Origin of the sequence: Nonomuraea mesophila (assembly GCF_004352805.1) — a bacterium.
GTDB classification, from domain to species: domain Bacteria; phylum Actinomycetota; class Actinomycetes; order Streptosporangiales; family Streptosporangiaceae; genus Nonomuraea; species Nonomuraea longispora.
In genome coordinates this window covers 1-23,172 of sequence record NZ_SMLD01000149.1, presented here as the reverse complement: position 1 = coordinate 23,172, position 23,172 = coordinate 1, and the positions used below count along the sequence as shown (strand labels likewise).

Annotated in this window: 22 protein-coding genes, 1 pseudogene and 1 riboswitch; of the genes and pseudogenes, 12 read left to right on the top strand and 11 right to left on the bottom strand. The window is 69.9% G+C overall.

Annotated elements, in window-relative coordinates:
• The first annotated feature begins 381 nt into the window (after positions 1-381).
• Both E1295_RS37230 and mgrA read left to right on the top strand, forming a co-directional pair.
• Positions 382-2,472 carry a S9 family peptidase gene (locus E1295_RS37230; RefSeq protein ID WP_132638133.1) on the top strand — a complete coding sequence of 697 codons (2,091 nt, stop codon included), beginning with the start codon at positions 382-384 and terminating at the stop codon, positions 2,470-2,472.
• The gene (mgrA, locus tag E1295_RS37225; protein WP_132638131.1) at positions 2,469-3,467 is read left to right on the top strand and encodes an L-glyceraldehyde 3-phosphate reductase; all 999 of its coding nucleotides are present in this window, start codon (positions 2,469-2,471) and stop codon (positions 3,465-3,467) included. The genes E1295_RS37230 and mgrA overlap by 4 nt, the downstream gene beginning before the upstream one ends.
• On the opposite strand, the gene E1295_RS37220 is transcribed toward mgrA, so the two are convergent.
• Complete coding sequence (locus tag E1295_RS37220; protein WP_132638128.1) at positions 3,436-5,811, bottom strand: lysylphosphatidylglycerol synthase transmembrane domain-containing protein; 2,376 nt, start codon at positions 5,809-5,811, stop codon at positions 3,436-3,438. The genes mgrA and E1295_RS37220 overlap by 32 nt on opposite strands.
• A 207-nt stretch (positions 5,812-6,018) precedes the next feature.
• Between E1295_RS37220 and E1295_RS37215 the strand changes: the two genes are divergently transcribed.
• Positions 6,019-8,025, top strand: a complete 2,007-nt coding sequence (locus E1295_RS37215; RefSeq protein ID WP_132638126.1) for a molybdopterin-containing oxidoreductase family protein — start codon at positions 6,019-6,021, stop codon at positions 8,023-8,025.
• Here the strand turns inward: E1295_RS37215 and E1295_RS51390 are convergent.
• The 3 genes and pseudogenes from E1295_RS51390 to E1295_RS37205 form a co-directional block, all read right to left on the bottom strand.
• Positions 8,012-8,482, bottom strand: a complete 471-nt coding sequence (locus E1295_RS51390; RefSeq protein ID WP_246080816.1) for a GNAT family N-acetyltransferase — start codon at positions 8,480-8,482, stop codon at positions 8,012-8,014. The genes E1295_RS37215 and E1295_RS51390 overlap by 14 nt on opposite strands.
• Before the next feature lie 42 nt (positions 8,483-8,524).
• A pseudogene (locus E1295_RS51385) lies at positions 8,525-8,920 on the bottom strand (GNAT family N-acetyltransferase); the annotation flags it as partial.
• A gap of 39 nt (positions 8,921-8,959) precedes the next feature.
• Positions 8,960-9,202, bottom strand: coding sequence for a GntR family transcriptional regulator (locus E1295_RS37205; protein ID WP_220449085.1), 243 nt, complete (start codon positions 9,200-9,202; stop codon positions 8,960-8,962).
• Positions 9,203-9,279: 77 nt separating this feature from the next.
• On the opposite strand from E1295_RS37205, the gene E1295_RS37200 reads away from it, so the two are divergent.
• Complete coding sequence (locus E1295_RS37200; RefSeq protein WP_132638120.1) at positions 9,280-9,462, top strand: hypothetical protein; 183 nt, start codon at positions 9,280-9,282, stop codon at positions 9,460-9,462.
• A gap of 70 nt (positions 9,463-9,532) precedes the next feature.
• Complete coding sequence (locus E1295_RS37195) at positions 9,533-9,982, top strand: hypothetical protein (protein ID WP_166427596.1); 450 nt, start codon at positions 9,533-9,535, stop codon at positions 9,980-9,982.
• 6 nt (positions 9,983-9,988) lie between these two features.
• Here E1295_RS37195 and E1295_RS37190 read toward each other — a convergent pair whose 3' ends face one another.
• From E1295_RS37190 to E1295_RS37180, 3 genes are all read right to left on the bottom strand, one after another.
• Complete coding sequence (locus E1295_RS37190; RefSeq protein ID WP_132638118.1) at positions 9,989-10,372, bottom strand: VOC family protein; 384 nt, start codon at positions 10,370-10,372, stop codon at positions 9,989-9,991.
• Positions 10,373-10,403: 31 nt separating this feature from the next.
• A complete protein-coding gene (locus E1295_RS37185; protein WP_132340163.1) occupies positions 10,404-10,718 on the bottom strand; it encodes a DMT family transporter in 315 nt (104 codons plus the stop codon).
• Positions 10,719-10,750: 32 nt separating this feature from the next.
• Positions 10,751-10,809: riboswitch (guanidine-III (ykkC-III) riboswitch) on the bottom strand.
• Positions 10,810-10,834: 25 nt separating this feature from the next.
• Positions 10,835-11,680 carry a class I SAM-dependent methyltransferase gene (locus E1295_RS37180; protein ID WP_132638116.1) on the bottom strand — a complete coding sequence of 282 codons (846 nt, stop codon included), beginning with the start codon at positions 11,678-11,680 and terminating at the stop codon, positions 10,835-10,837.
• Between the two features lie 101 nt (positions 11,681-11,781).
• On the opposite strand from E1295_RS37180, the gene E1295_RS37175 reads away from it, so the two are divergent.
• The 3 genes from E1295_RS37175 (at position 11,782) to E1295_RS37165 (ending at position 14,879) form a co-directional block, all read left to right on the top strand.
• Entirely contained in the window at positions 11,782-13,587 is a 1,806-nt protein-coding gene (locus E1295_RS37175) for an acyl-CoA dehydrogenase (RefSeq protein ID WP_132638114.1), read from the top strand.
• Positions 13,588-13,645: 58 nt separating this feature from the next.
• Entirely contained in the window at positions 13,646-14,584 is a 939-nt protein-coding gene (locus E1295_RS37170; protein ID WP_132638112.1) for an MBL fold metallo-hydrolase, read from the top strand.
• Positions 14,585-14,654: 70 nt separating this feature from the next.
• Complete coding sequence (locus E1295_RS37165; RefSeq protein ID WP_132638110.1) at positions 14,655-14,879, top strand: hypothetical protein; 225 nt, start codon at positions 14,655-14,657, stop codon at positions 14,877-14,879.
• On the opposite strand, the gene E1295_RS37160 is transcribed toward E1295_RS37165, so the two are convergent.
• From E1295_RS37160 to pdhA, 4 genes are all read right to left on the bottom strand, one after another.
• Positions 14,876-15,169 carry a Dabb family protein gene (locus E1295_RS37160; RefSeq protein WP_132638108.1) on the bottom strand — a complete coding sequence of 98 codons (294 nt, stop codon included), beginning with the start codon at positions 15,167-15,169 and terminating at the stop codon, positions 14,876-14,878. The genes E1295_RS37165 and E1295_RS37160 overlap by 4 nt on opposite strands.
• 114 nt (positions 15,170-15,283) lie before the next feature.
• Positions 15,284-16,735: a dihydrolipoamide acetyltransferase family protein gene (locus E1295_RS37155; RefSeq protein ID WP_132638106.1), complete on the bottom strand. Its 1,452-nt coding sequence runs from the start codon at positions 16,733-16,735 to the stop codon at positions 15,284-15,286.
• A gap of 11 nt (positions 16,736-16,746) precedes the next feature.
• Entirely contained in the window at positions 16,747-17,727 is a 981-nt protein-coding gene (locus E1295_RS37150) for an alpha-ketoacid dehydrogenase subunit beta (protein WP_132638104.1), read from the bottom strand.
• A complete protein-coding gene (gene pdhA, locus E1295_RS37145) occupies positions 17,724-18,845 on the bottom strand; it encodes a pyruvate dehydrogenase (acetyl-transferring) E1 component subunit alpha (RefSeq protein ID WP_425465384.1) in 1,122 nt (373 codons plus the stop codon). Before pdhA ends, E1295_RS37150 begins: the two co-directional genes overlap by 4 nt.
• A gap of 264 nt (positions 18,846-19,109) precedes the next feature.
• Between pdhA and purS the strand changes: the two genes are divergently transcribed.
• The 4 genes from purS to purL all read left to right on the top strand — a co-directional run bounded on the left by purS (position 19,110) and on the right by purL (position 23,039).
• Positions 19,110-19,355, top strand: a complete 246-nt coding sequence (gene purS / locus E1295_RS37140) for a phosphoribosylformylglycinamidine synthase subunit PurS (protein WP_132638100.1) — start codon at positions 19,110-19,112, stop codon at positions 19,353-19,355.
• Positions 19,356-19,576: 221 nt separating this feature from the next.
• Positions 19,577-19,963 carry an ATP-binding protein gene (locus E1295_RS37135; protein WP_132638135.1) on the top strand — a complete coding sequence of 129 codons (387 nt, stop codon included), beginning with the start codon at positions 19,577-19,579 and terminating at the stop codon, positions 19,961-19,963.
• 140 nt (positions 19,964-20,103) lie between these two features.
• Positions 20,104-20,787 carry a phosphoribosylformylglycinamidine synthase subunit PurQ gene (purQ, locus tag E1295_RS37130; protein WP_132638098.1) on the top strand — a complete coding sequence of 228 codons (684 nt, stop codon included), beginning with the start codon at positions 20,104-20,106 and terminating at the stop codon, positions 20,785-20,787.
• A complete protein-coding gene (purL, locus tag E1295_RS37125; RefSeq protein WP_132638096.1) occupies positions 20,784-23,039 on the top strand; it encodes a phosphoribosylformylglycinamidine synthase subunit PurL in 2,256 nt (751 codons plus the stop codon). The genes purQ and purL overlap by 4 nt, the downstream gene beginning before the upstream one ends.
• Positions 23,040-23,172 lie beyond the last annotated feature (133 nt).

Genomic DNA, 23,172 nt, shown 5'->3' with positions numbered 1-23,172 from the left:
ATCCTCACCAAAACCCCGGCAACCGGGATCCCCGCTCGGAGGCGTTCATTTCGTTGTGTCTTAACTCTTTCAGCCGTTCAAGTCTCTGTCAAATTGACCGGACCTGCACAACCTGCGGGAATTAAGCATCGCCCCCTTTCGGAGACAACCCCTCTAACTTACCAGCCCGTAGAGAGTGCGGCGAACCGATCTCCAGACCCGGTGGTCACAGGGGAGCGCCGACGTCCCACGGCATAACACGCCAATATCACCGGAGTGAGAGGAAGTGGTTGTGCCGCACCGCGTCGGCTCCTCAAGATTAGCAGCGCTTGCGACCACTCGGGACTCGTTCGCCGCGCTCAACGGCCACAGATCGATCACAACCGAACATAGACTCCCCACGTGAGCAGCAACACGCCACCAGTGGCGAAGAAGGTCCGGACCGAGCGCACCCATCACGGCGACACCGTCATCGATGAGTACGCCTGGCTGAGCAACAAGGAAGATCCCGATACCACCGCCTATCTGGAGGCGGAGAACGACTTTCTCAAGAAGGAGACCGCTCACCTCTCCGACCTCCAGGAGCAGGTGTTCCAGGAGATCAAGGCGCGCACCCAGGAAACCGACCTGTCGGTGCCGGGCCGCAAGGGCGCCTGGTGGTACTTCACCCGTACGGAAGAGGGCAAGCAGTACGCCGTCTCCTGCCGCGTCCCCGCGGACAGCGAGGCGCCCCCGGTGATCACGCCGGGCGAGCGGCTCGACCGCGAGCAGATGATCCTCGACGGCAACGAGCTGGCCGGCGACAGCCCGTTCTTCTCGATGGGCGCCAGCGCCGTCAGCTCCGACGGCACGATGCTGGCCTTCTCCACCGACTACAAGGGCGACGAGCGCTTCACGCTGAGGTTCAAGAACCTCGGGACGGGCGAGATACTCCCCGACGAGATCACCGACATCTTCTACGGAGGAGCCTGGTCGGCGGACGGCTCGGCGTTCTTCTACACGCGCGTCGACGACGCCTGGCGCCCGTTCCAGGTCTACCGGCACACCCTGGGGACGCAGGAGGACGTGCTGGTCTACGAGGAGAGCGACGAGCGCTACTGGGTGGGCATCGGGCTGACCAGGAGCGAGCGATACCTGGTCCTGAGCGCGGGCAGCAAGATCACCAGCGAGGTGCGCATCCTCGACGCCATGGACCCGTCGGGCGAGTTCACGGTCGTGCGCCCCAGGAAGACCGGCGTCGAATATGGCGTCGAGCACGCGGGCGACTTCTTCTACGTGCTCCACAACGAGAACGCCGAGAACTTCGAGCTGGCCACCGCCCCGCTGGACGACCCCGGCTCCTGGACCCCGCTGACCCCCCACAGGGAGGACACGAGGCTCCTGGAGATCGACGCGTTCGCCGGCCACGCCGTGGTGCACTTCCGGCGTGAGGGGCTGACCGGCCTGCGGGTGCTGCCCTACGGCTCCGCCGGCGGCACCTGGCGGGAGCGGGTCGAGGCCTCCGAGCGGAACGCGTACGAGATCGACTTTCCCGAGCCGCTGTACGAGGTCGGGCCGGGCGGCAACCCCGAGTTCACGACCACGCGGCTCCGGCTGGGGTACACGAGCATGGTCACCCCGCCCAGCGTGTACGACTACGAGCTCGACTCGCACGAGCTGATCCTGCTCAAGCGGCGGCCGGTGCTGGGCGGCTACGACCCGGACGACTACGAGCAGTTCCGCGACTGGGCCACGGCCGAGGACGGCACGAAGATCCCCGTGTCCATCGTGAAGCGCAAGGACACGGCCACGCCCGCGCCGACGGTGCTGTACGGGTACGGCAGCTACGAGATGTCCGTCGACCCCGGCTTCTCGATCGCGAGGTTGTCGCTGCTCGACCGCGGGTTCGTCTTCGCCATCGCGCACGTCAGGGGCGGCGGTGAGCTGGGCCGCCGCTGGTACGAAGAGGGCAAGCTGACCAGGAAGCGCAACACGTTCACCGACTTCGTGACGGCCGGCCGCCACATGAAGGAGAGCGGCTGGAGCGATCGGGTCGTCGCGAGGGGCGGCTCGGCCGGCGGGCTGCTCATGGGCGCGGCCACGAACCTGGCTCCCGCGTTGTTCGCGGGCGTGGTGGCCGAGGTGCCGTTCGTCGACGCCCTGAACACCATCCTCGATCCGTCGTTGCCGCTGACCGTGATCGAGTGGGACGAGTGGGGCAATCCGCTGCACGATCCCGACGTCTACGCCTACATGAAGAGCTACACGCCGTACGAGAACGTGGACGACCGGCCGTACCCGCCGATTCTGGCCATCACGAGCCTGAACGACACGCGCGTCCTCTACCACGAGCCGGCGAAGTGGATCGCGCGGTTGCGCGCGACGGCGGGCGGCGGGCCGTTCCTGCTCAAGACCGAGATGGGTGCGGGGCACGGCGGCCGCAGCGGACGGTACGACGCCTGGCGTGAAGAGGCGTTCACGCTGGCGTGGATCATCGAGAGGGGCACGTCATGACCTATCGGGCCGACGACCGGCGTTACGAGCGCCAGCCTTATGTCCGCAGCGGCCGCAGCGGGCTCAAGCTGCCGGCGGTGTCGCTGGGACTGTGGCACAACTTCGGCGACAACCGGCCGATCGAGACGTCGCGGGCCATCCTGCGGCGGGCGTTCGACCTCGGGGTGACGCATTTCGATCTGGCCAACAACTACGGCGTCCCCTACGGATCGGCGGAGCGGAACTTCGGGCGGATCTTCCGCGAGGACTTCGCGCGCCACCGCGACGAGCTGATCATCTCCACCAAGGCCGGGTTCGACATGTGGCCCGGTCCGTACGGCGAGTGGGGCTCGCGCAAATACCTGCTGGCCAGCCTCGACCAGTCGCTGGAGCGTATGGGCCTCGACTACGTCGACCTCTTCTACAGCCACCGTCCCGACCCGGAGACGCCGCTGGAGGAGACCATGGGGGCGCTGGACCGGGCCGTGCGCTCGGGCAAGGCGCTCTACGCGGGCATCTCCAACTACTCGGCGGAGCAGACCGCGCAGGCGGCGCGGATCATGCGCGAGCTGGGCACGCCGCTGCTCATCCACCAGCCGTCCTACTCCATGATCAACCGGTGGATCGAGGACGGGCTGCTCGACACGCTCGAGGAGGCGGGCATGGGCTGCATCGTGTTCTCGCCGCTGGCGCAGGGCGTGCTGACCGACCGCTACCTCGACGGGGTGCCGGCCGACTCGCGCGCGGCCACCAGCCGTTTCCTGCCGCAGGAGCGGATCGACCGCGAGCTGGCGCGCGACCTGAACGAGATCGCCGGGGGCCGCGGGCAGACGCTGGCCCAGATGGCGTTGTCGTGGGCGCGCAGGGACCCGCGGGTGACGAGCGTGCTGATCGGCGCGAGCAGCGTACGTCAGCTTGAGGACAACGTGGCCTGCGTGGACGGGCCCGCCTTCACCGAGGACGAGCTGGAGGCGATCGACAAGATCACAGGGCCTCGTGCCGCTGGAGGTAGGTGAAGGAGGCCCAGCCGGGCAGCACCGGCAGCCAGAACGTGAGCAGCCGGTGCAGCAGCACGGCCGACGTGGCCAGTTCGGCGGGCAGCCCCGCCACGGTGAGCCCCAGCGCGAGCGCTCCTTCGACCGCGCCCAGCCCGCCGGGGGTGGGCGCGGCCGAGCCGATCGCGTTGGCCGTGAGGTAGACGACGGCGACGGCGGTGAAGCTGAGCTCCCCGCCGAACGCCGCCACGCACGCATCGAGGCAGACGATGAACGTGATGGTGATCATGAGCGTGCCGATGCCCGCCTCGATCATCTTGCGCGGCGACTGCAGCACGTCGAGCAGGCGCGGCAGGACGTTGGAGAAGAGCCTGCTCATCCGCGCGGTGACCAGCCTGCGCAGCGGCGGCACGCCGAGCACCACCACGACCAGCAGCGCCACCGCGAGCAGCACCACGACCAGCCCGCGTGACGGCGTGAACGCGGTGTTGGTGGTGGAGCCGGTGATGTAGGCGAACAACAGCAGCAGCGCGATGTGGAAGATCAGCATGATGAGCTGGGAGGCGCCCACGCTGGCCACCGCGCTGGCGGGCGGGATGCCGCGCTTCTGCAGGTAGCGGGTGTTGATCGCGACGCCGCCGACCGCCGCGGGCGCGACGAGCTTGACGAACGAGGCCGCGAACTGCACGAGCACCGTACGCCAGAGCGGGAGGTGCTCCGGCACGAACCCGCGCAGCATGAGGGCGGCGGCCACGAAGCTGCCGAACGAGGCGAGCAGCGCCAGCCCCGACCAGGCCCAGTTGGCCGTGGTGACCACCTGGTAGACGTTGACCTGGCTGAGCTGGGACAGCAGGAAGTACGCGGCCAGCGCGCTGGCGATGATCGTGATCAGGGTGCGCGGCCTGAACCGCTCCAGGCGCACCTCTTCGACCTTGCTCTGCGGCTTGAGCGCCACGATGTGCTCGCGGATCTCGGGCAGCACCTGCTTGGCCTTGGCCAGGGCCGCGCGGGTCTCCCTGGTCAGCGCGATGCGCTGGAGCAGCGGCAGGGCGGCGGCCAGCGCGTCGGCTCCCATGACGGCGGCGGCGGCCCTGACCGAGCGTTCGGGCCCGACGCGCAGCGCGAGATAGGTGAGCAGCTGGGCGACGTCGAGCCTGAGCAGCAGGTCTCCCGCGGCGATCTCGCCGCTGCGCGCGTCGGTGAGCACGACCCGCCCCGCGCCGTCGAGGTGGATGCTGTCGCCGGTGAGCCGCCGGTGCGCGAGGCGCTGGATCTGCAGCAGGCCGACCTGCTCCCAGATCTGGGCGAGCAGGTCGTCGCCGATCTCCTCGTCAGGCACCTCGTCGAGGGGGCGCGTCTCGATGTGCTCGTAGGCGAGCAGCGCGGCCTCGGTGCCGATCTCGCTGGTGCCGAGCAGGCGGGGGGTACTCGCGCCCGCCGCCTGCGCGGCGTACGCCATGAGCGCCTCGCGTTCGAGCTCGGCCCGCAGCGACCTGATCGCCCTGCGCCGGGTCTCTGAGTGGAGCCTGATGCGCCGCCACAGGCGGTAGGGCAGCCCGGCCACCTGCCGGTCGCGGTCGAGCACGGTGACGTCGAGGCTGCTGCCGTCCTGCAGCCCGATGGCGTAGCGGCGGCTGCCCTGGTGGTCGTCCTCGATGCGGCGGGCCGAGACCGGCGTGAACGACAGCTTGCGCAGCGCGGCCACCACGGCGCTGCCCGGCGGCCTGGTGTTGGGGCTGCCGACGCCGTAGAGGGTGGCGTAGCCGATGGCCATGCCGACGAGCACGGTCACGATGGCGCTCGGCAGCGTGATCTGCCTGCCGGAGAAGAAGGCGAGGATGTAGAGGGCGATCGTGGTCCACATCAGCATGCGCCACGTGGGGCGGCGCGAGATGCGCACGGCGGTGGCGTACGCGATCACCGAGGTGAGCAGGGTGTTGAGCGGCTCGATCGTCCTGTCGCCGGTGAGCAGCACGCGCAGGTCGTCGACGTTGCCCGCGACGAGCCACTGCCCGAGCAGGAACGATCCGGCGATGCCGATGATCGCGGCGATCAGCCCCTCCGCGACGCGCAGCCCGTCGCGGTGGAAGACCCGCTCGACGGCGAAGGCCGTCGGGACGATCAGCACGGCCGCGCCGCCGAGGAACGCGGCGATCCGGCTGAGCAGGGGGACGAGCTCCGCGCCCTCCTTGACGTCGGCTTCGAGGCCGATGAGCGTCTGCTTGGCCACGAGTGCGACCAGGATCACCGCGCCGAGCACCGCGAGCGTGGCGAAGAACCGCAGCAGGTCGGACGGACGGCGAAGGCGCTGCGGCAGGAGCGGCTCTACGACGTAGACGTCGGTGTCCGCGCGTGACTCGGCCACGGCTGGATCCCCCTCCGCGAGGTCCTCCGTGTCATCTCGTTCCCTGATTTCGGCCACCGACAGTGATTCTGCACCTTCCCGCCCGGACCGTACGATCTTTAGGTTTCCAGTGTCCTCAAATCAGCCCCGTAGTCCTCGCACCGGGCAGGCTACACGCTGGAGATCCCACCGTTCACCTCCGATTTCGCGCGACGTAGGCTGTGACCCATGCCGGGTGATCTGAGAGTTCTGGGGGCATGTCCGCTGGACTGCCCGGATACGTGTTCCTGGGTGGTCACGGTGGAGGACGGCCGGCCCGTCGGTCTCCGCGGCAACCCCGACCACCCCTACACCAGGGGTGCGCTCTGCGTGAAAGTCAACCGTTACCTGGAGCACACGCGCGCGGACGACCGCATACTCCACCCGATGCGCCGCACCGGGCCTAAGGGCTCAGGGCAGTTCGAGCGCATCACGTGGGAGGAGGCTCTCGACGAGATCTCCGTACGGCTGCGCGGCATCGTCGAGGAGCACGGCGGCGAGGCGATCTGGCCCTATCTGGGCACCGGGTCGCTCGGCTACCTCCAGGGGTGCGAGGGCGTGGCGGGCCGGCGGTTCTGGAACATGCTGGGCGCCTCCAAGCACTACCTCAACATCTGCTCGGGCGCCGGCAACAGCGGCCTGCGGCGGACGACGGGCACCGCGGCCGGCATGGACCCCGAGAACTTCGCGCTGGCCAAGCTGATCGTGTTGTGGGGCACGAACCCGCTGACCAGCGGGCACCACCTGTGGAAGTTCATCCAGGAGGCGCGGGCGAACGGCGCGTACGTCGTCGCCGTCGACCCCATCCGCACCCGGAGCGCCGACCAGGCCGACGAGCACCTGGCGATCAGGCCGGGCACGGACGCGGCGCTGGCGCTCGGGCTGCTCAACGTGGTGCTGGCGGAGAACGCGCAGGACGACGAGTTCCTCGCCGAGCACACCGAGGGCTGGGACGACTTCCGCGAGGAGATCCTGCGCCACCCGGTCGAGCGGGTGGCCGAGATCACCGGCATCCCCGCCGAGTCCGTCCACAGGCTGGGGATCCGGCTCGCCCGCACCCGGCCGACCGCGCTGCGCGCCACGCACGGCCTGCAGCGGCACGCCGGCGGCGGCACCGCGCTGCGCACGATCGCCGCGATCCCCGGCGTCACCGGCGACTGGCGGCACCCTGGTGGCGGCGTCGCCTTCTCCACCAGCGACCACGTGCACCTCGCCGTCGACCGGCGCGACGACCTGCTGGCCCGCCCGGTGCGCACCCTGGTCATGACCAAGCTGGCCTCGCAGCTCGACGACGTGAAGTGCCTGTGGGTGTACGCCGCCAACCCGGCGGGCTCCTCCCCCGACGCGAACACCATCAGGCGGAAGCTCGCCCGCGAGGACCTGTTCACCGTGGTCATGGAGCAGTTCCCGACCGACACCGTCGACTACGCCGACATCGTGCTGCCCGCGACCATGCAGACCGAGCACATGGACCTGCACGCCGGCTACGGGCACCTCTACCTGCTGTGGAACGAGCCCGCCGGGCCGCCTCCCGGCGAGTGCCTGTCGACGACGGAGACGTTCAGGCGGCTGGCCCGGCACATGGGGATGAGCGAGCCCTCGTTGTACGACTCGGACCTGGAGCTGGCCGAGCAGCTGTTGTCGAGCGGGCATCCCTCCCTTGCGGGCATCACCCTGGACCGCCTCCGCAAGGAGGGCTGGGTGCGGATGAACTATCCCAAGCCTTTCGCGCCGTTCGCCGACGGCTTCCCGACGCCCTCCGGGCGGCTGCGGTTCCCGCCCGCGAAGGAGGCGTACGTGCCGCCCCACTCGGTGCGCGCGGCGGGGTCGTCGCCGTACCGGCTGACGCTCATCACGCCGGCGTCGCACCTGTTCCTCAACACGACGTTCGGCAACAACCCGGAGCTGCGGCGGCGGGCCAAGGACCCGGTGGTGCTGGTCAACCCGGCCGACGCGGCCGAGCGCGGGCTGGCCGGCGGTCAGCGGGTGCGCGTGCACAACGACGGCGGCGAGTTCCTGGCCGACGTCGAGATCAGCGACCGGGTGGCCGCCGGGGTGGTGGCCTCGCCGAAGGGGCGCTGGCCGAAGTTCACGCCCGGCGGCGCAAACCCCAACGCGGTCGTGGCGGAGCGCGACGGTGACATGGGCAGGGGCCCGGCCTTCCACGACAACCTGGTCGAGATCAGTGCAGTCTGAGCTTGTAGCCGACGTGGGAGTCGGTGAAGCCGAGGGAGTCGTAGAAGCGGTGCGCGTCCGTACGTGACTTGTCGGAGGTGAGCTGCACCATGGCGCAGCCGCGCGCCCGCGCCCGGTCGACGGCCCACTGGATCATCTTGCGGCCGAGGCCCCTGCCCCGTTCGGAGGCGGCGACCCTGACGGCCTCGATCTGGCACCGCTCCGCACCCAGCCGCGACAGCCCGGCCAGGTAGGTGAGCTGCATGGTGCCCACCACCTTGCCGTCCCGCTCGGCGACGATCAGCTCGTCGTACGGGTCGGCGTCGATCCGCTCGAACGCCGCCAGGTAACGCTTGTCGCCCGGGTCTCCCTCACGCTGAGCCCCGAGCGGGTCGTCGGCCAGCATGGCCACGATCGCGGGCACGTCGTCCTGGCGGGCCCGGCGGAAGAGCAGGGACAGCACGTAGTGGGACTCCATGAGGTCGGGGTTGGACGGCAGCGCCATGACCCTGCCGCTCGGGGTGAAGCCCTTGCGGGCGTAGAGGGCGCGGGCGGCGTGGTTCTGGTCGACCGCCCACAGGCCGATCTCCTCCGCGCCGGTGCTACTCGCCCACTCCACGGCCGTGTCGACCAGCCGGGAGCCCACGCCCTGGCCCCTCGCCTCGGGGGCGACCCACATGGACAGCAGGTGGGCGCCGGCGTCCTCCAGCAGCACGCACACCAGGCCCACGTCCGTGCCGTCGCGTTCGGCCACCCACCACCGCGAGCCCGGATTTTTCAGCCTTTCAGCCCATTTGTCAGCCGGGAACGCTATCTCCCGCTCGTACGAGGATCCGAAGGCGTCCGGCGAGTCCTGGAGCGCGCGCAGCCGCACCGCCCGCAGCCGCTCGCCTTCGTCAGGGCCGAGGCGTTCCATCACGAATTCCCGCATGCCCCGAATAATGCCAGGAACGGGTCAGTCGTCCTCGGGCGGCGGCCCCACGAAGTTCCCGATGCCGAACACCGTGTAGATGGTGCCTTCCTCGATCAGCTTGGCGAGCGCCTTGCGCACGGTCGCCCTGGCCACCCCGAACTCATCGACCAACTGGCGCTCGGACGGCAGCGGGTTGCCACGCTTGTAGACGCCTGCCACGATGCGTGCCCGCAACTCTGTGGCGATCTGCACCCACTTGGGTTGGTCCAGCCTCCATTTGATCACCTCACGACCATAGGCAGCCCTGGACGCGCGCATTCGCCTATCTGGCGAGAACGTTCAGAAAGGGCGAGTCCCGGCCCGTGAAGTCGTTTCTGACGGTCAACCTCAACGAGGCGCTCGACTGGCTGGAAGTGACCACTCCGGCCGGGGGGTCGGGAGTCGTCGCCATGTTCGACATCCAGTGGGTGCCCGGCCGGGATCCCACCCTGGTCAAGACCCTGCCATCGCGTCGGCGGCGGGGCGCGAACCCCGACTCCCCCTGACGGCCGAATGGGGGCCGAGCCAGGGTTCACCCCCGATGTCCCGGGGTGGCTCGGAGGACAGCATGAGGACATGAACGAAATCAGTCGACGCGACGAGGTCTCGCTGTCGGGCGCCGCCCTGCGCGGTGCCCCTTGGAAGGCCGCCGCCATCAGCGGCGGCGTCATCTCGGCGACCAGCTACGGGTTCGGCCTGCTCACGGGCGGCGGCGACCTGGTGTGGGCGCTCGGCCTGGGCATCAGCCTGTTCGCGATGGTCGCCGCGATCGGCGCGGTGGCGAAGCCGGAGGACGGCGACCGGGTGACCCGGCAGGCCCGCCAGTGGTCGCTGCAGCACCCGTGGAAGTTCGCGCTGCTGCCCGCCGGCATCACGGCCGTGCTCGACTATCCGGTGCAGCTCCTGATCGACGGTGAGGGCGTGTTCGGCTCGGCGTTCGACGCTCTGTGGCGCGGCGCCCTGGTCTACCTGATCACCGCCATCGTGACGCTCACCCTGCAGGGCCGGGCCCGTTCGTCCCGGTGAGCCGGCTCAGCCCTGAGCCTCGCGCTCCTGCTGGCTGCGGCAGACACAGAACTCGTTGCCCTCGGGGTCGCGCATGACCACCCAGCCGGTGCCGTCGGGCAGGCGGCGGTCGTCGGCGATGGTCGCGCCCATGCCGGCCAGCCGCTCGACCTCCTCGTCGCGGGTCCTGCCGTCCATGCCGTTGACGTCGAGGTGCAGGCGGTTCTTGACCGTCTTGCCCTCGGGGACCTTCAGGAAGAGCAGGTACGGGTCCTGCTTGGTGCGGAGCATGATCTCGTCGTCACCGGGTTCGTCATCCTCGCCCAGCGGCAGCCCGGTGGCCCTGCTCCACCAACTGGCGATCTCGTACGGGTTCTCGGCGTCGACGGAGACGGCATGAATTTCGATCATCCGGCCACCCAATCCGACACCACCGAATACGTCAAGCCAGTGTTCGCAGGCCTATGACGCCCGCCAGGATCAGCGCGATGCACGCGATGCGGGGTAGCGACACCTCGTCTCCCATGGCGATCATGCCGAGGATCGCGGTGCCGGCCGCGCCGACGCCGGTCCAGACGGCGTACGCGGTGCCGACCTCCAGCGACTTGAGCGCGTAGGAGAGAAGGCCGAAGCTGAGCACGGCCGTGCCGAGGAACGACAGGGTCCACCACAGGTGGGTGAAGCCGTTGCTGAGCTTGAGCGAGAGGGCCATGGCGATCTCGAAGAGGCCGGCCAGCACGAGAAGGACCCACGCCATGATCAAGAACTCCTTGTGAACGAGACTGTGCGGATGCGTCGTCTTGTCGTGCCGGGTACGGCGCGTCTCGTCCGGGAGCCGTCAGCTCATCACGGACAACGAGCGGGTCCGGCCGCTCATTCCCACCAGATCGTGGTCCACCGGTCTCTGGGCATGGGCCACATGCCGAGCTCCAGCACCGTGGCCGCCACCTCGTCGGCCATGGACGGATCGAGGCAGATGCGGCGGCAGGCGCTGGCCGCCAGCTCCTCCAGCGACGTGAAACGTTCCAGGGGCGCCTCTCGCTCCTCCACCTTGACGGGGTAGCCGAGCGCCGCGGCCAGCGCCACGCAGTCTTCCGCGACGGGGCGTACCGGCCGGTCGACGCCGTGGAAGTGCTGCCACAGCGGCGTCAACCAGCTCATGGGGTGGCGATGCGGCAGTTCCAGCACCACCCTCCCCCGCGTGCGGCGGTCGAGCGCGCGCAGGAAGGCGGCCAGGTCGGGGACGTTGTAGACGACGTGCGCGGCGATGGCCACGTCGGCCACGGGCACGTCGTCGGCCACGTCGGGCCAGCGGCCCGTGATCGTGGTGACCGGCACCCCGAGTTTGTCCGCCCGGGTCTCCAGCGCCTCCAGCATGGCCGCCGAGGTGTCGACCGCGTAGAGGTGACCGATGTGCTCGTGCAGCGGCAGCGACGCCGCGCCGGAGCCGGCGCCCACGTCGAGCAGCGTGCCTTCTCCGGACCCCTTGCCGGACCCCTTGCCGGACCCCTTGCCGGACCCCTTGCCGGACAGGGCCTCGGCGAGGCGGGTCATGGTCGGGCCGTCTTCGGGCTCGGCCAGCGCGCGGTCGGTGCGGGTGGCGAACCGCTCGGGCGAGTGGCCCCATGGATCGACGGGAGCCCTGGCCAGGATCGCTTCGGGGATGGCCCAGGATTCCAGTCGCTCTCGCCATCGCGCGGCGAGTTCTTCGGCGTCCATGGGGGAAGCATGCCATGCATAGCCGGGGTTACCCGCGGGTAGCATTTCAGAGTAAGGTTACTCGTCGGTACACCAAACCCGGTTCAAGGAGATCGACGCCCATGGGCCACTACAAGAGCAACGTGCGCGACCTGGAGTTCAACCTTTTCGAGGTGTTCGGCAGGGGCGAGGTCCTCGGCACGGGGCCCTTTGCGGAAGTGGACGAGGAGGTCGCCCGCAGCATCCTCGGCGAGGTCGACAGGCTGGCCACCGGTGTCCTCGCCGACTCCTTCGAGGAGGGCGACAGGCATCCGCCCGAGTTCGACGCCGCCACCGGTTCCGTGCGCATGCCCGACGGCTTCAAGAAGTCGTACAAGGCGCTGGTCGACGGCGGCTGGGCGCACCTCGACCTGCCCGCCGACCTGGGCGGCCCCGGCATCCCGCGGAGCCTCGCGTGGGCGACGGCCGAGATGGTGCTGGGCGCCAACCCCGCCCTCTACATGTACGCCGCCGGCCCCAACTTCGCCTACACCCTGTGGCGCGTCGGCAACGACGCGCAGAAGCGCTTCGCCGAGCTGGCCATCGAGCGGAACTGGGGCGCCACCATGGTGCTCACCGAGCCCGACGCCGGCTCCGACGTGGGCGCCGGGAGGGCGAAGGCGGTCGAGCAGCCCGACGGCACCTGGCACCTCGAGGGCGTCAAGCGCTTCATCACCAGCGCCGAGCACGACATGTCCGAGAACATCTTCCACCTCGTGCTGGCCCGCCCCGAGGGGCACGGCCCCGGGACCAAGGGGCTGTCGATGTTCCTGGTGCCGAAGTTCCACGTCGATCTCGAGACCGGCGAGCTCGGCGAGCGCAACGGCGTCTACGTCACCAACGTCGAGAAGAAGATGGGGCTGAAGGTCTCCACGACGTGTGAGCTGACCTTCGGCGACCGGCACCCGGCCGTCGGCTGGCTGGTGGGCGACGTGCACGAGGGCATCAAGCAGATGTTCATGGTGATCGAGCACGCCCGCATGATGGTCGGCACCAAGGCCATCGCCACGCTGTCCACCGGCTACCTGAACGCCCTGGAGTACGCCAAGGCCAGGACGCAGGGCGCGGACATGACGAAGATGTCCGACAAGACCGCTCCGCGGGTGACCATCACCCACCACCCCGACGTCCGCCGCGAGCTCATGCTGCAGAAGGCGTACGCGGAGGGCATGCGGGCCCTCGTGCTCTACACCGCCACCTTCCAGGACACCCTGCTCGTCGACCCGGATGACCGGCACGCCCAGGCCATGAACGACCTGCTGCTGCCCGTCGTCAAGGGGGTCGGCTCGGAGAGGTCGTACGAGCTGCTCTCCCGCTCGCTGCAGACCCTGGGCGGCTCCGGCTACCTGCAGGACTACCCGATCGAGCAGTACATCCGCGACGCGAAGATCGACTCCCTGTACGAGGGCACGACCGCGATCCAGGGCCTCGACCTGTTCTTCAGGAAGATCCTGCGCAACCAGGGCGCTGCGATCGGCGCGCTGCTGGCCGAGATCAACGAGTTCGCCGGCTCCGAGGCGGGCAACGGCCGGCTCAAGGAGGAGCGCAAGCTGCTGGCCGAGGCCGCCGCCGACGTCAAGGCCATGGGCGACACCATGGCCGGCTGGGCGCTCACCTCCCTGGAGTCGCCGCAGGAGGCCTACAAGGTCGGGCTCAACACCACCAGGCTGCTGCTCGCGCTGGGCGACCTGGTGATCGGCTGGCTGCTGCTGCGCCAGGCCGAGGTGGCCCTGGAAAGGCTGGCCGACGGCGACGACCCGTTCTACCTCGGCAAGGTCGGCGCCGCCTCCTTCTTCGCCAAGACCGTGCTGCCGCGCCTGGCCGCCGAGCGGCGGGTGCTCGCCTCGACCGGGCAGGAGCTCATGGAGCTGCCCGAGGAGGCCTTCTAGAGCCGGGGACGCCCGCCCGGTGCGCCGGGCGGGCGGCCGTCCGGATACCGTCACGGACGTGAGTTCCTCTTCCCACGACCACCCGCTGCCGCCCGCCCGCGTCGAGGAGGTGTCGGACGGCGTCTACGCCTACGTGCAGCCCGACGGGAGCTGGTGGATCAACAACACCGGTTTCCTGGCCGGGCGGCGCGGCGTCATCTGCGTCGACGCCTGCTCGACCGAGCGGCGCACGCGGGCGTTCAAACAGGCCGTCGGCCAGGTCAGCGACCGGCCGATCACCACGTTGATCAACACCCACCACCACGGCGACCACACGTTCGGGAACTGGTTGTTCCCCGAGGCGACGATCGTCGGGCACGAGGGCGTGCGCGACCAGATCATCGCCGACGGCGTCCCCTCCTACCGGGCCGCCTGGTCGCCCGAGGTGGAGTGGGGCGCGATGGAGGTGACGCCGCCGTTCCTCACCTTCACCGACCGCGTCACCGTGTACTCCGACGACCTCAGGTGCGAGGTCAGGCACGTGGGGCACGCCGCCCACACGACCAACGACTCGTACGTGTGGATCCCCGAGCGGCGGGTGCTGTTCTCCGGCGACCTCGTCTTCAACGGCGGCACGCCGTTCGTGCTCATGGGCTCGGTCGCCGGTGCGCTGGACTCCCTCGCGCAGCTCAGGGAGCTCGGCGCGGAGACCATCGTGCCGGGCCACGGGGAGATCTGCGGACCCGAGGTCTACGACCGGGTCGAGGGTTATCTGCGGTTCGTGCAGGAGAGCGCCAGGCGGGGCAGGCAGGCCGGGCTGTCGCCGCTCGACGCGGCCAGGGAGACCGACCTGGGCGAGTGGGCGGAGCTGCTGGACGCCGAACGCATCGTGGGCAACCTGCACCGCGCCTACGCCGAGCTCGACGGGCGGCCGTTCGGCGCCCCGATCGACCTGGCCACCGCCGTACTCGACATGATCACCTACAACGGCGGCCGGCCCTTGTCGTGCCTGGCCTGAAAGTCGCGGGTGTGATCGCATTTACTCGGGTATGACCGGTGCTGTACACGTTCATTGCCTGGAGGTCGTCATGGGTGTCGGGGTCAGCATCTTCTTCCTCACGCTCGGCGCCATCCTGAAATTCGCCATCGAGCCCGATGTGTTCGGACAGAGCGTCCACATGGACATCATCGGCATCATCTTCATGATCGTCGGCGGGGTGGGTGTGCTCCTGAGCATCCTGCTGGCCCCTCGGCGGGGCCAGACGTCCGACCGCCGGCTGATGCACCGGGAGAACAACCCGCCCGAGATCTAGAGTTCCAGCTGTACGGCGGCGCGGCTCGCGAGGATCGGCCTGATGCGCTCGGCGATGATCGCCTGGTGCTCGGGATGGTCGCGATAGACCACGTAGTCGTCGACGTCGTCGAAGTCGGCGACCACCGCGTAGTCGTGGTTGCCCTGGTTGATGCCGGCGTCGCCGCCGACGGTGAAGGACCGCAGCTGCGGGATGAGGCCGGGGAGCCTGCCCAGCTCGGCCGTCACGGCGGCCCGCTGCTCGTCGGTGGCGTCGGCTTTCCAGGTGAACAGCACAATGTGGCGAATCATGGGGGCCAATGTATTTCATCGGTCCGCGGGTGCCTCTGAGGTGGTCGGGTGCGGGCGTCCCGCCACGGCGGCCGCCGGGAGAGGGGTCCTCCCGGCGGCCGGCGTACCCGGGGGTCAGCTCCAGGCGAGCATGCGGAGCGGGTCCTCCAGCATGGCTCCCACGTCGCGCAGGAACAGCGAGCCCAGCTCGCCGTCCACAATGCGGTGGTCGAACGAGAGCGCCAGCGTCGTCACCTTGCGCACGGCCAGCTCGCCGTCCACCACCCAGGGCATGTCCCTGACCTGGCCGAAGGCGAGGATGGCGGCCTCACCGGGGTTCAGGATCGGGGTGCCCGTGTCGACGCCGAACACGCCGACGTTGGTGATCGTGATGGTGCCGCTCGACATTTCCGCCGGTTGCGTACGGCCCGCCCTGGCCGTCTCCGTCAGCCGGCCCAGCTCGGCGGCGAGCTCGGCCAGCGACATCGTGTCGGCGCCCTTGACATTGGGCACCACCAGACCGCGCGGCGTCGCGGCGGCTATGCCCAGGTTCACGTAGTGCTTGACCACGATCTCCTGCGCCGCCTCGTCCCACGACGAGTTGATCATCGGGTACCGCCCGGCCGCCGTGATCACCGCCTTGGCCACCAGCAGCAGCGGGGAGACCCTGACCTCGGCGAACTCGGGGAGATCGCGCAGGCGCCGGACGGCCTCCATCGTGCTCGTCACGTCCACCTGGAGGAACTCCGTGACGTGCGGGGCGGTGAAGGCGCTGGCGAGCATCGCCTGGGCGGTCATCTTGCGCACGCCCTTGACCGGGACGCGCTCCTCGCGCTCGCGCCGCGGCTGGGGAGCCGCCTGCTGAGCGCCGGCCCGGGCGGCCGCGTGCACGTCCTCGCGGGTGATCGAACCCTCGGGGCCCGTGCCGGTGAGGCTCGCCAGGTCCACGCCCAGGTCCTTGGCCAGCTTGCGTACGGGCGGCTTGGCCAGGGCCCGCGCCCCCGCGGGCCCGGCGGGGGCGGGCACGGGGGCGGACCCGGTGGCAGGCGCGGTGGCGGGTGCGGGGCCCGTGGCAGGCCCGGTGGCGGGTGCGGCCGGGCCGTCCACCCCCACGCGGTCCGGGTTGGCCACCGGGGTGGCCGCGCCCGGCGGTTGCCGGCGCGGGCGCCGTTTGGTGGCGCCCGTCTTGACGCCGTAGCCCACGAGGACCGCCTGGCGTTCCTCCTTGGGCGCCGGGCTGCCGTGGGCGCCCGGCTCGACGGCTCCTTCTGCCGGGGGCTTCGGGACCATGTCGTCGGCCAGTGCCTTGGCCCGGCCGTTCCCGCCGTCGCCTTCGTCACCGGCGTCGCCCGGGGTGTCCACGGCGATGATGGGCATGCCCACCTCGACCGTCGTGCCCTCGTCGGCCATCAGGCCGGCCACCACACCGTCCCACGGGATCGGCAGCTCGACGATCGACTTCGCCGTCTCGATCTCGACGACGATCTGGTTGACCTTGACGTCGTCGCCCGCCTTGACGTGCCAGCGGACGATCTCCGCCTCCGTCAGGCCCTCGCCGACGTCGGGCAGCTTGAACTCGCGTCGCATGGACAACCCCCTCAGTACCCGAAGGCCCGGTCGACGGCGTCGAGCACCCGGTCCAGGTCGGGCAGGTAGTGCTCCTCCAGCTTCGACGGCGGGTAGGGGGTGGAGAAGCCGCCGACCCGCAGCACGGGCGACTCCAGGTGGTAGAAGCACTGCTCGGTGATCCTGGCGGCGAGCTCGGCGCCGAACCCGTTGTTGACCGGGGCCTCGTGCACGACCACGACCCGCCCGGTCCTGCGGGCGGACTCCAGGACCACCGGCTCGTCCAGCGGGTTGAGCGAACGCAGGTCGATCACCTCCAGCGAGCGCCCGTCGTCCTCGGCCGCCGTGGCGGCCTCCAGGCAGGTCTTGACCATGGGCCCGTAGGCCAGCAGCGTGGCGTCGGCGCCGGGCCGCACCACCTTGGCCGTGTGCAGCGGCGGCCACCATTCGGTGGACGCGGTGTCGATGTCGGCCTTCTCCCAGTAGCGGCGCTTGGGCTCGAAGAAGATGACCGGGTCGTCACTGCGGATGGCCTGCTGGATCATGGTGTAGGCGTCGGCCGGGTTGGAGCAGGCCACGACCCGCAGGCCGGCCGTGTGGGTGAAGTACGCCTCAGGCGACTCGCTGTGGTGCTCGACCGCCCCGATGCCGCCGCCGCAGGGGATGCGTACGACGACCGGCAGCTTGATCGCCCCCAGCGAGCGCATCGGCATCTTCGCCAGCTGCGTGATGATCTGGTCGGCCGCCGGGAAGACGAACCCGTCGAACTGGATCTCGCACACCGGCCGGTAGCCGCGCAGCGCCAGCCCGATCGCGGTGCCGATGATGCCCGACTCGGCCAGTGGCGTGTCGATGACACGGTCCTCGCCGAAGTCCTTCTGCAGGCCGTCGGTGACCCGGAAGACGCCGCCCAGCTTGCCGACGTCCTCCCCCATGATGAGGACCTTGGAGTCGTCCTCCATGGCCTTGCGCATGCCTTCGTTGAGCGCCTTGGACAGGCTCATGATCGTCATTTGGCGAACCCCTCCAGGTACGCGGCGAACTGGGCGCGCTCCTGGTCCATCAGGGCGTGGGACTCGCTGTAGACGTGGTCGAAGATGTCGAGCGGCTCGGGGTCGGGCATGGCCAGGCAGCGCCTGCGCAGGTCGGCGCCGAGCTGGGCGGCCTCGGCGTCGACGGCGTCGAAGAACTCCTGGCCGGCGTGCTCGTTCTTGTACAGGTAGGCCTTGACCCGCTCGATCGGGTCCTTGAGCTTCCACGCCTCCAGCTCGCTGGCCACGCGGTAGCGGGTGGGGTCGTCGGTGGTGGTGTGGGCGCCCATGCGGTACGTGTACGCCTCGACGAGCGTCGGGCCCTGACCCGTACGGGCGGCTTCGAGCGCCTTCCTGGTCACGGCGAGGCAGGCGAACACGTCGTTGCCGTCGACCCTGATGCCGGGGAAGCCGAAGCCCGAGGCGCGGCGGTAGAGGGGGATGCGGCTCTGCTTCTCCAGCGGCTCGGAGATCGCCCACTGGTTGTTCTGGCAGAAGAACACGATCGGCGCGTTGAACACGCTGGCCCAGATGAACGACTCGTTCACGTCGCCCTGGGAGGTGGCGCCGTCGCCGAAGTAGGCGATGGTGGCGGCACTCGCGTCGTCACGCTGGATGCCCATGGCGTATCCGACGGCGTGCAGCGTCTGGCTGCCGATCACGATCGTGTAGAGGTGGAAGTTGTGCTCCTTGGGGTCCCAGCCGCCGTGGTTGACGCCCCTGAACAGGCCGAGCAGCTTGACCGGGTCGACGTCGCGGCACCACGCCACACCGTGCTCACGGTAGGTGGGGAACGCCATGTCCACGTCGGTCAGCGCGCGGCCGGAGCCGATCTGGGCCGCCTCCTGGCCCAGCAGCGAGGCCCAGATGCCCAGCTCGCCCTGGCGTTGCAGCGCCACGGCCTCCAGGTCGATGCGGCGGACGAGCACCAGGTCGCGGTAGAGCGACCGGACGTCCTCGGGGGTCAGGTCGATGTCGTAGTCGGGGTGCTCGACCCGCTCGCCTTCGGGGGTGAGCAACTGGACGAGCTCGGGGGGCGACTCGGCGCCGCGTGCGGCTTCGGTTGTCACGAGACCTCCTTCGCCGGTATCGCGGCACATGTGCTGTGCTCACTGACGACCTCGACAAGCTCGGTCATGGCCACTCCTGTGCGTCAGGGCCGGATGTCGATGGGGTTGCCACCTCAGTCCCGGCCTCCTTGGCGAGGAACCATATGGTGATGGTTCGTACGCTTTGGGGCCATGGTGGCAGACGTCACAGCCCTGCGCGCAAGCCCCATGTCCTCCCCGTTCCCGTTGTGTCGGCGGCCACACGCGCCGGTAGGCTGTGCTTCCCATCCACCCACCGCTCCCAGGAGGAACGCAGTGGCCCGCGTCATCGTGGACGTCATGTTGAAGCCCGAGATCCTCGATCCGCAGGGCCAGGCGATCGCCAGGGCGCTGCCCAGGCTCGGCTTCGATGGCGTCGGGGCGGTGCGCCAGGGCAAACGGTTCGAGCTGGAGCTGGAGGGCCCCGCCGACGAGGCGGCGCTGGCCGAGGTGCGCAAGATGGCCGAGACCCTTCTGGCCAACACGGTGATCGAGGACTACACCGTCCGGGTTGCGGAGTAGAACGCACATTTGATCCCCCGATTTACCCCTGGTCGGTTAAAGCGGGGTTCTGACGTGCCACAATGCCACGGGCAAGCCAACAGTAAATAACAACAACGTGATTTTGCGGTTAGCCCCGATTTCACAGGGAAACCTACTCCAGGTGACATTCTGGCGCCCGGAGGAGTCCGGTGGATATTGAGTTCTCGTTGGCGCTGCCTCGGGATGCGATCGGCATACCGATGGTCAGGCGAGTGCTAGGCGATGCTCTGCGCTCACTCAACGTGAGTGAGACCTGCATCGCCGACATGCTGCTCGCCGTCTCCGAGGCGTGCTCGAACGCGGTGCGGCACGGGGGACCCGCCAACCGCTACGAGGTGACGGCGTCGATCGGCTACGGCCACTGCGACGTACGCGTGGCCGACAGCGGCGCGGGCGTCCCGTCGATGCCTCCGCACTTCCCCCCGCCCGACACCGAGAACGGCCGCGGCCTGCTGATCATGCGCTCCGTCGTCGACGAGATCTCCTTCGGCACCGAGCCCGGCCGGGGCACCACGGTCCACCTGCGCAAGACCCTCGCATGGGACGAAGGGGCCAAGGCCCGCCCCCGAGCGCTCGCAGCCGTCTGACCTGCGCCTCCGCATCGCGTACGAGCCGATGCGGACCATGCGCGAGCACCCGATAACCTTGGTTACACCGCCGCAGACCGCCGTCCACCCCGAAGAGACGGTGGCGCGTGCGTGCGCATTCCTCGGAGGGGACGACTGTCATGAGCGCTGCCCGTGTGGGCGTAGTCACGTTTCCAGGAACTCTCGACGACCAGGACGCCGCCAGAGCCGTGCACCTCGTGGGCGCGCAGGCGGTTCCGCTGTGGCACGCCGACCACGACCTGAAGGGGGTCGACGCCGTGTTCCTGCCCGGCGGCTTCTCCTACGGCGACTACCTGCGCTGCGGCGCCATCTCCCGCTTCGCGCCGATCATGGACGAGCTCATCCCGGCCGCGGGCGCGGGCCTGCCGGTGATCGGCACGTGCAACGGGTTCCAGATCCTGTGCGAGGCGCACCTGCTGCCCGGCGCGCTGACCCGCAACGCCTCGCTCCACTACATCTGCCGTGACCAGCGCGTACGCATCGAGCAGACCGCGACGGCGTGGACCAACGCCTTCGACCAGGGGCAGGAGATCGTGCTGCCGGTCAAGCACGGCGAAGGCCGCTACGTCGCCTCCGACGAGACGCTGGCCGCGCTCGAGGCCGGCGGCCACGTGGTCGTGCGCTACGTCGGCGGCAACCCCAACGGCTCGATCAACGACATCGCGGGCATCCGCAACGAGGCGGGCAACGTGGTCGGGCTCATGCCGCACCCCGAGCACGCGGTCGAGGAGCTGGTCGGCGCCCCGGGCACCGACGGCCTCGGCTTCTTCACCTCCATACTCAAGAACCTGGTGGACGCATGATCGACGACGTGCGGCGGGCGGCGAAGACCCCCGACGAGCCGATGCCCTTCGCCGAGCTGGGGATGAAGGCCGACGAGTACGCCCGGGTCAAGGAGATCCTCGGGCGCCGTCCCACCGGCTCCGAGCTGGCCATCTACAGCGTCATGTGGTCCGAGCACTGCTCCTACAAGTCGTCCAAGGTGCATCTCAAGCAGTTCGCCGCCAAGGCGCCCAAGTCCGAGGCGCTGCTGGTGGGCATGGGCGAGAACGCCGGCGTGGTCGACATCGGCGACGGCTGGGCGGCCACGTTCAAGATCGAGTCGCACAACCACCCGTCCTATGTCGAGCCGCACCAGGGCGCGGCCACCGGCGTCGGCGGCATCGTGCGCGACATCATGTCGATGGGCGCGCGCCCGATCGCCGTCATGGACGCGCTGCGCTTCGGCGGCGCCGACGCCGTCGACACGCGCCGGGTGCTGCCCGGCGTGGTCGAGGGCATCAGCCACTACGGCAACTGCCTGGGTCTGCCCAACATCGGCGGCGAGGTCGTCTTCGACCCGTGCTACATCGGCAACCCGCTGGTCAACGCCCTGTGTGTGGGCCTGCTCCGCAAGGACCAGATCAAGCTGGCCACCGCGCCTGGCCCCGGCAACAAGGTCGTGTTGTTCGGCGCGTCCACGGGCCCCGACGGCATCGGCGGCGCCTCGGTGCTGGCCTCGGCGACCTTCGAGGACGAGTCGCAGGCCAAGCGGCCCGCCGTGCAGGTCGGCGACCCGTTCATGGAGAAGCTGCTCATCGAGTGCTGCCTGGAGCTCTACGCCGCCGACGTGGTCGTCGGCATCCAGGACCTCGGTGCGGCGGGCGTCTCGTGCGCCACGACCGAGCTGGCCGCCAAGGGCACCGGCGGCATGCACGTCGACCTCACCCGCGTCCCGCTCCGCGATCCCTCGCTCAGGCCCGAGGAGATCCTGATGAGCGAGTCGCAGGAGCGCATGATGGCCGTGGTGGAGCCCCGCGACATCCGGGCGTTCATGGCGATCTGCGAGAAGTGGGACGTCCCCGCCACCGTCATCGGCGAGGTCACCGACACCGGCCGCCTGGTCATGACGTGGGAGGGCGATGTCATCGTCGACATCCCGCCGGGCACGGCCGCCGACGAAGGCCCCGTCTACGAACGCCCCTACCACGAGCCGGCCGGCCAGGCCGCGCTCAACGCCGACACCCCCGACCGGCTGGAGCGGCCGGCCGACCTGCGCGAGACGCTGCTCAAGCTGCTCGGCTCGCCCAACCTGGCCTCCAAGGAGTGGGTGACCGCCCAGTACGACCGCTACGTCCGCTCCAACACCGTGCTGGCCCAGCCGGCCGACGCGGGCATGCTGCGGATCTCGGAGAGCATGGCCGGCGTCGAGCACGAGCCGACGACCCGCGGCATCGCGCTGGCCACCGACGGCAACGGGCGTTACGCCAAGCTCGACCCCTACGCGGGTGCGCAGCTCGCGCTCGCGGAGGCCTACAGGAACGTCGCCGTGACCGGCGCCCAGCCGCTCGCCGTCACCAACTGCCTCAACTTCGGCTCCCCTGAGGACCCCGAGGTCATGTGGCAGTTCGCCGAGGCCACGCGCGGCCTGGCCGACGCCTGCCGGGCGCTCGGCGTGCCGGTGACGGGCGGCAACGTCTCCTTCTACAACCAGACGGGCTCGACGGCCATCCATCCCACGCCGGTCGTGGGCGTGCTCGGGGTCATCGACGACGTCGCCAAGCGGGTGCCGACCGGGTTCACCGAGGAGGGGCTGCGGGTCGTGCTGCTCGGCGACACGCGCGAGGAGTTCGGCGGCTCCGAGTGGGCCCACGTCGCCCACCGGCACCTGGGCGGGCTGCCGCCGCAGGCCGTCCTGGAGGCGGAGCGGGCGCTGGCCACCGTGCTCGTCGAGGCCGCCCGCCGGGGGCTGCTCACCGGCTCGCACGACCTGTCCGACGGCGGCCTCGCCGTGGCGCTGGCCGAGGCGTGCCTGGCGCGGGGCGTCGGCGCCTCCGTGACGCTGAGCGGCGAGCCGTTCACCGACCTGTTCAGCGAGTCGGCCTCGCGGGCGCTCGTCGCCGTACGACCTGACGCCTACGACGCGTTCGCGTCGTTGTGCGGGCGGCACGAGGTGCCCTGCTACGGGCTCGGCATGACCGGCGGCGACAGGCTGGTCGTCGAGGGCTTGTTCGAGGTCCCGGTGGCCGAGCTGCGCGAGACGCACGAGGCCGCGCTGCCCGCGCTGTTCGGCTGACGATCCCCGGGCGGGGCCGGGCCTGGATTTTTTCCCGGCCGGTCCTCGCCAGTGGGTAAAACGACGCATTGGCGGTGCGGACCTCGCGTGGATAATCGGTCTGTGCCCACCCCCGGTCCTGTCTCTTATACAC

What these genes read in the sequence shown, in the direction of transcription:
- mgrA (WP_132638131.1), top strand. Translation starts at nt 2,469, where the DNA reads ATGACCTATCGGGCCGACGACCGGCGTTACGAGCGCCAGCCTTATGTC.
- E1295_RS37215 (WP_132638126.1), top strand. Translation starts at nt 6,019, where the DNA reads ATGCCGGGTGATCTGAGAGTTCTGGGGGCATGTCCGCTGGACTGCCCG.
- E1295_RS51390 (WP_246080816.1), bottom strand. Translation starts at nt 8,482, where the DNA reads ATGGAGTCCCACTACGTGCTGTCCCTGCTCTTCCGCCGGGCCCGCCAG.
- E1295_RS37195 (WP_166427596.1), top strand. Translation starts at nt 9,533, where the DNA reads ATGAACGAAATCAGTCGACGCGACGAGGTCTCGCTGTCGGGCGCCGCC.
- E1295_RS37190 (WP_132638118.1), bottom strand. Translation starts at nt 10,372, where the DNA reads ATGATCGAAATTCATGCCGTCTCCGTCGACGCCGAGAACCCGTACGAG.
- E1295_RS37185 (WP_132340163.1), bottom strand. Translation starts at nt 10,718, where the DNA reads ATGGCGTGGGTCCTTCTCGTGCTGGCCGGCCTCTTCGAGATCGCCATG.
- E1295_RS37180 (WP_132638116.1), bottom strand. Translation starts at nt 11,680, where the DNA reads ATGGACGCCGAAGAACTCGCCGCGCGATGGCGAGAGCGACTGGAATCC.
- E1295_RS37175 (WP_132638114.1), top strand. Translation starts at nt 11,782, where the DNA reads ATGGGCCACTACAAGAGCAACGTGCGCGACCTGGAGTTCAACCTTTTC.
- E1295_RS37165 (WP_132638110.1), top strand. Translation starts at nt 14,655, where the DNA reads ATGGGTGTCGGGGTCAGCATCTTCTTCCTCACGCTCGGCGCCATCCTG.
- E1295_RS37160 (WP_132638108.1), bottom strand. Translation starts at nt 15,169, where the DNA reads ATGATTCGCCACATTGTGCTGTTCACCTGGAAAGCCGACGCCACCGAC.
- E1295_RS37155 (WP_132638106.1), bottom strand. Translation starts at nt 16,735, where the DNA reads ATGCGACGCGAGTTCAAGCTGCCCGACGTCGGCGAGGGCCTGACGGAG.
- E1295_RS37150 (WP_132638104.1), bottom strand. Translation starts at nt 17,727, where the DNA reads ATGACGATCATGAGCCTGTCCAAGGCGCTCAACGAAGGCATGCGCAAG.
- pdhA (WP_425465384.1), bottom strand. Translation starts at nt 18,845, where the DNA reads ATGTGCCGCGATACCGGCGAAGGAGGTCTCGTGACAACCGAAGCCGCA.
- E1295_RS37135 (WP_132638135.1), top strand. Translation starts at nt 19,577, where the DNA reads ATGGTCAGGCGAGTGCTAGGCGATGCTCTGCGCTCACTCAACGTGAGT.
- purQ (WP_132638098.1), top strand. Translation starts at nt 20,104, where the DNA reads ATGAGCGCTGCCCGTGTGGGCGTAGTCACGTTTCCAGGAACTCTCGAC.
- purL (WP_132638096.1), top strand. Translation starts at nt 20,784, where the DNA reads ATGATCGACGACGTGCGGCGGGCGGCGAAGACCCCCGACGAGCCGATG.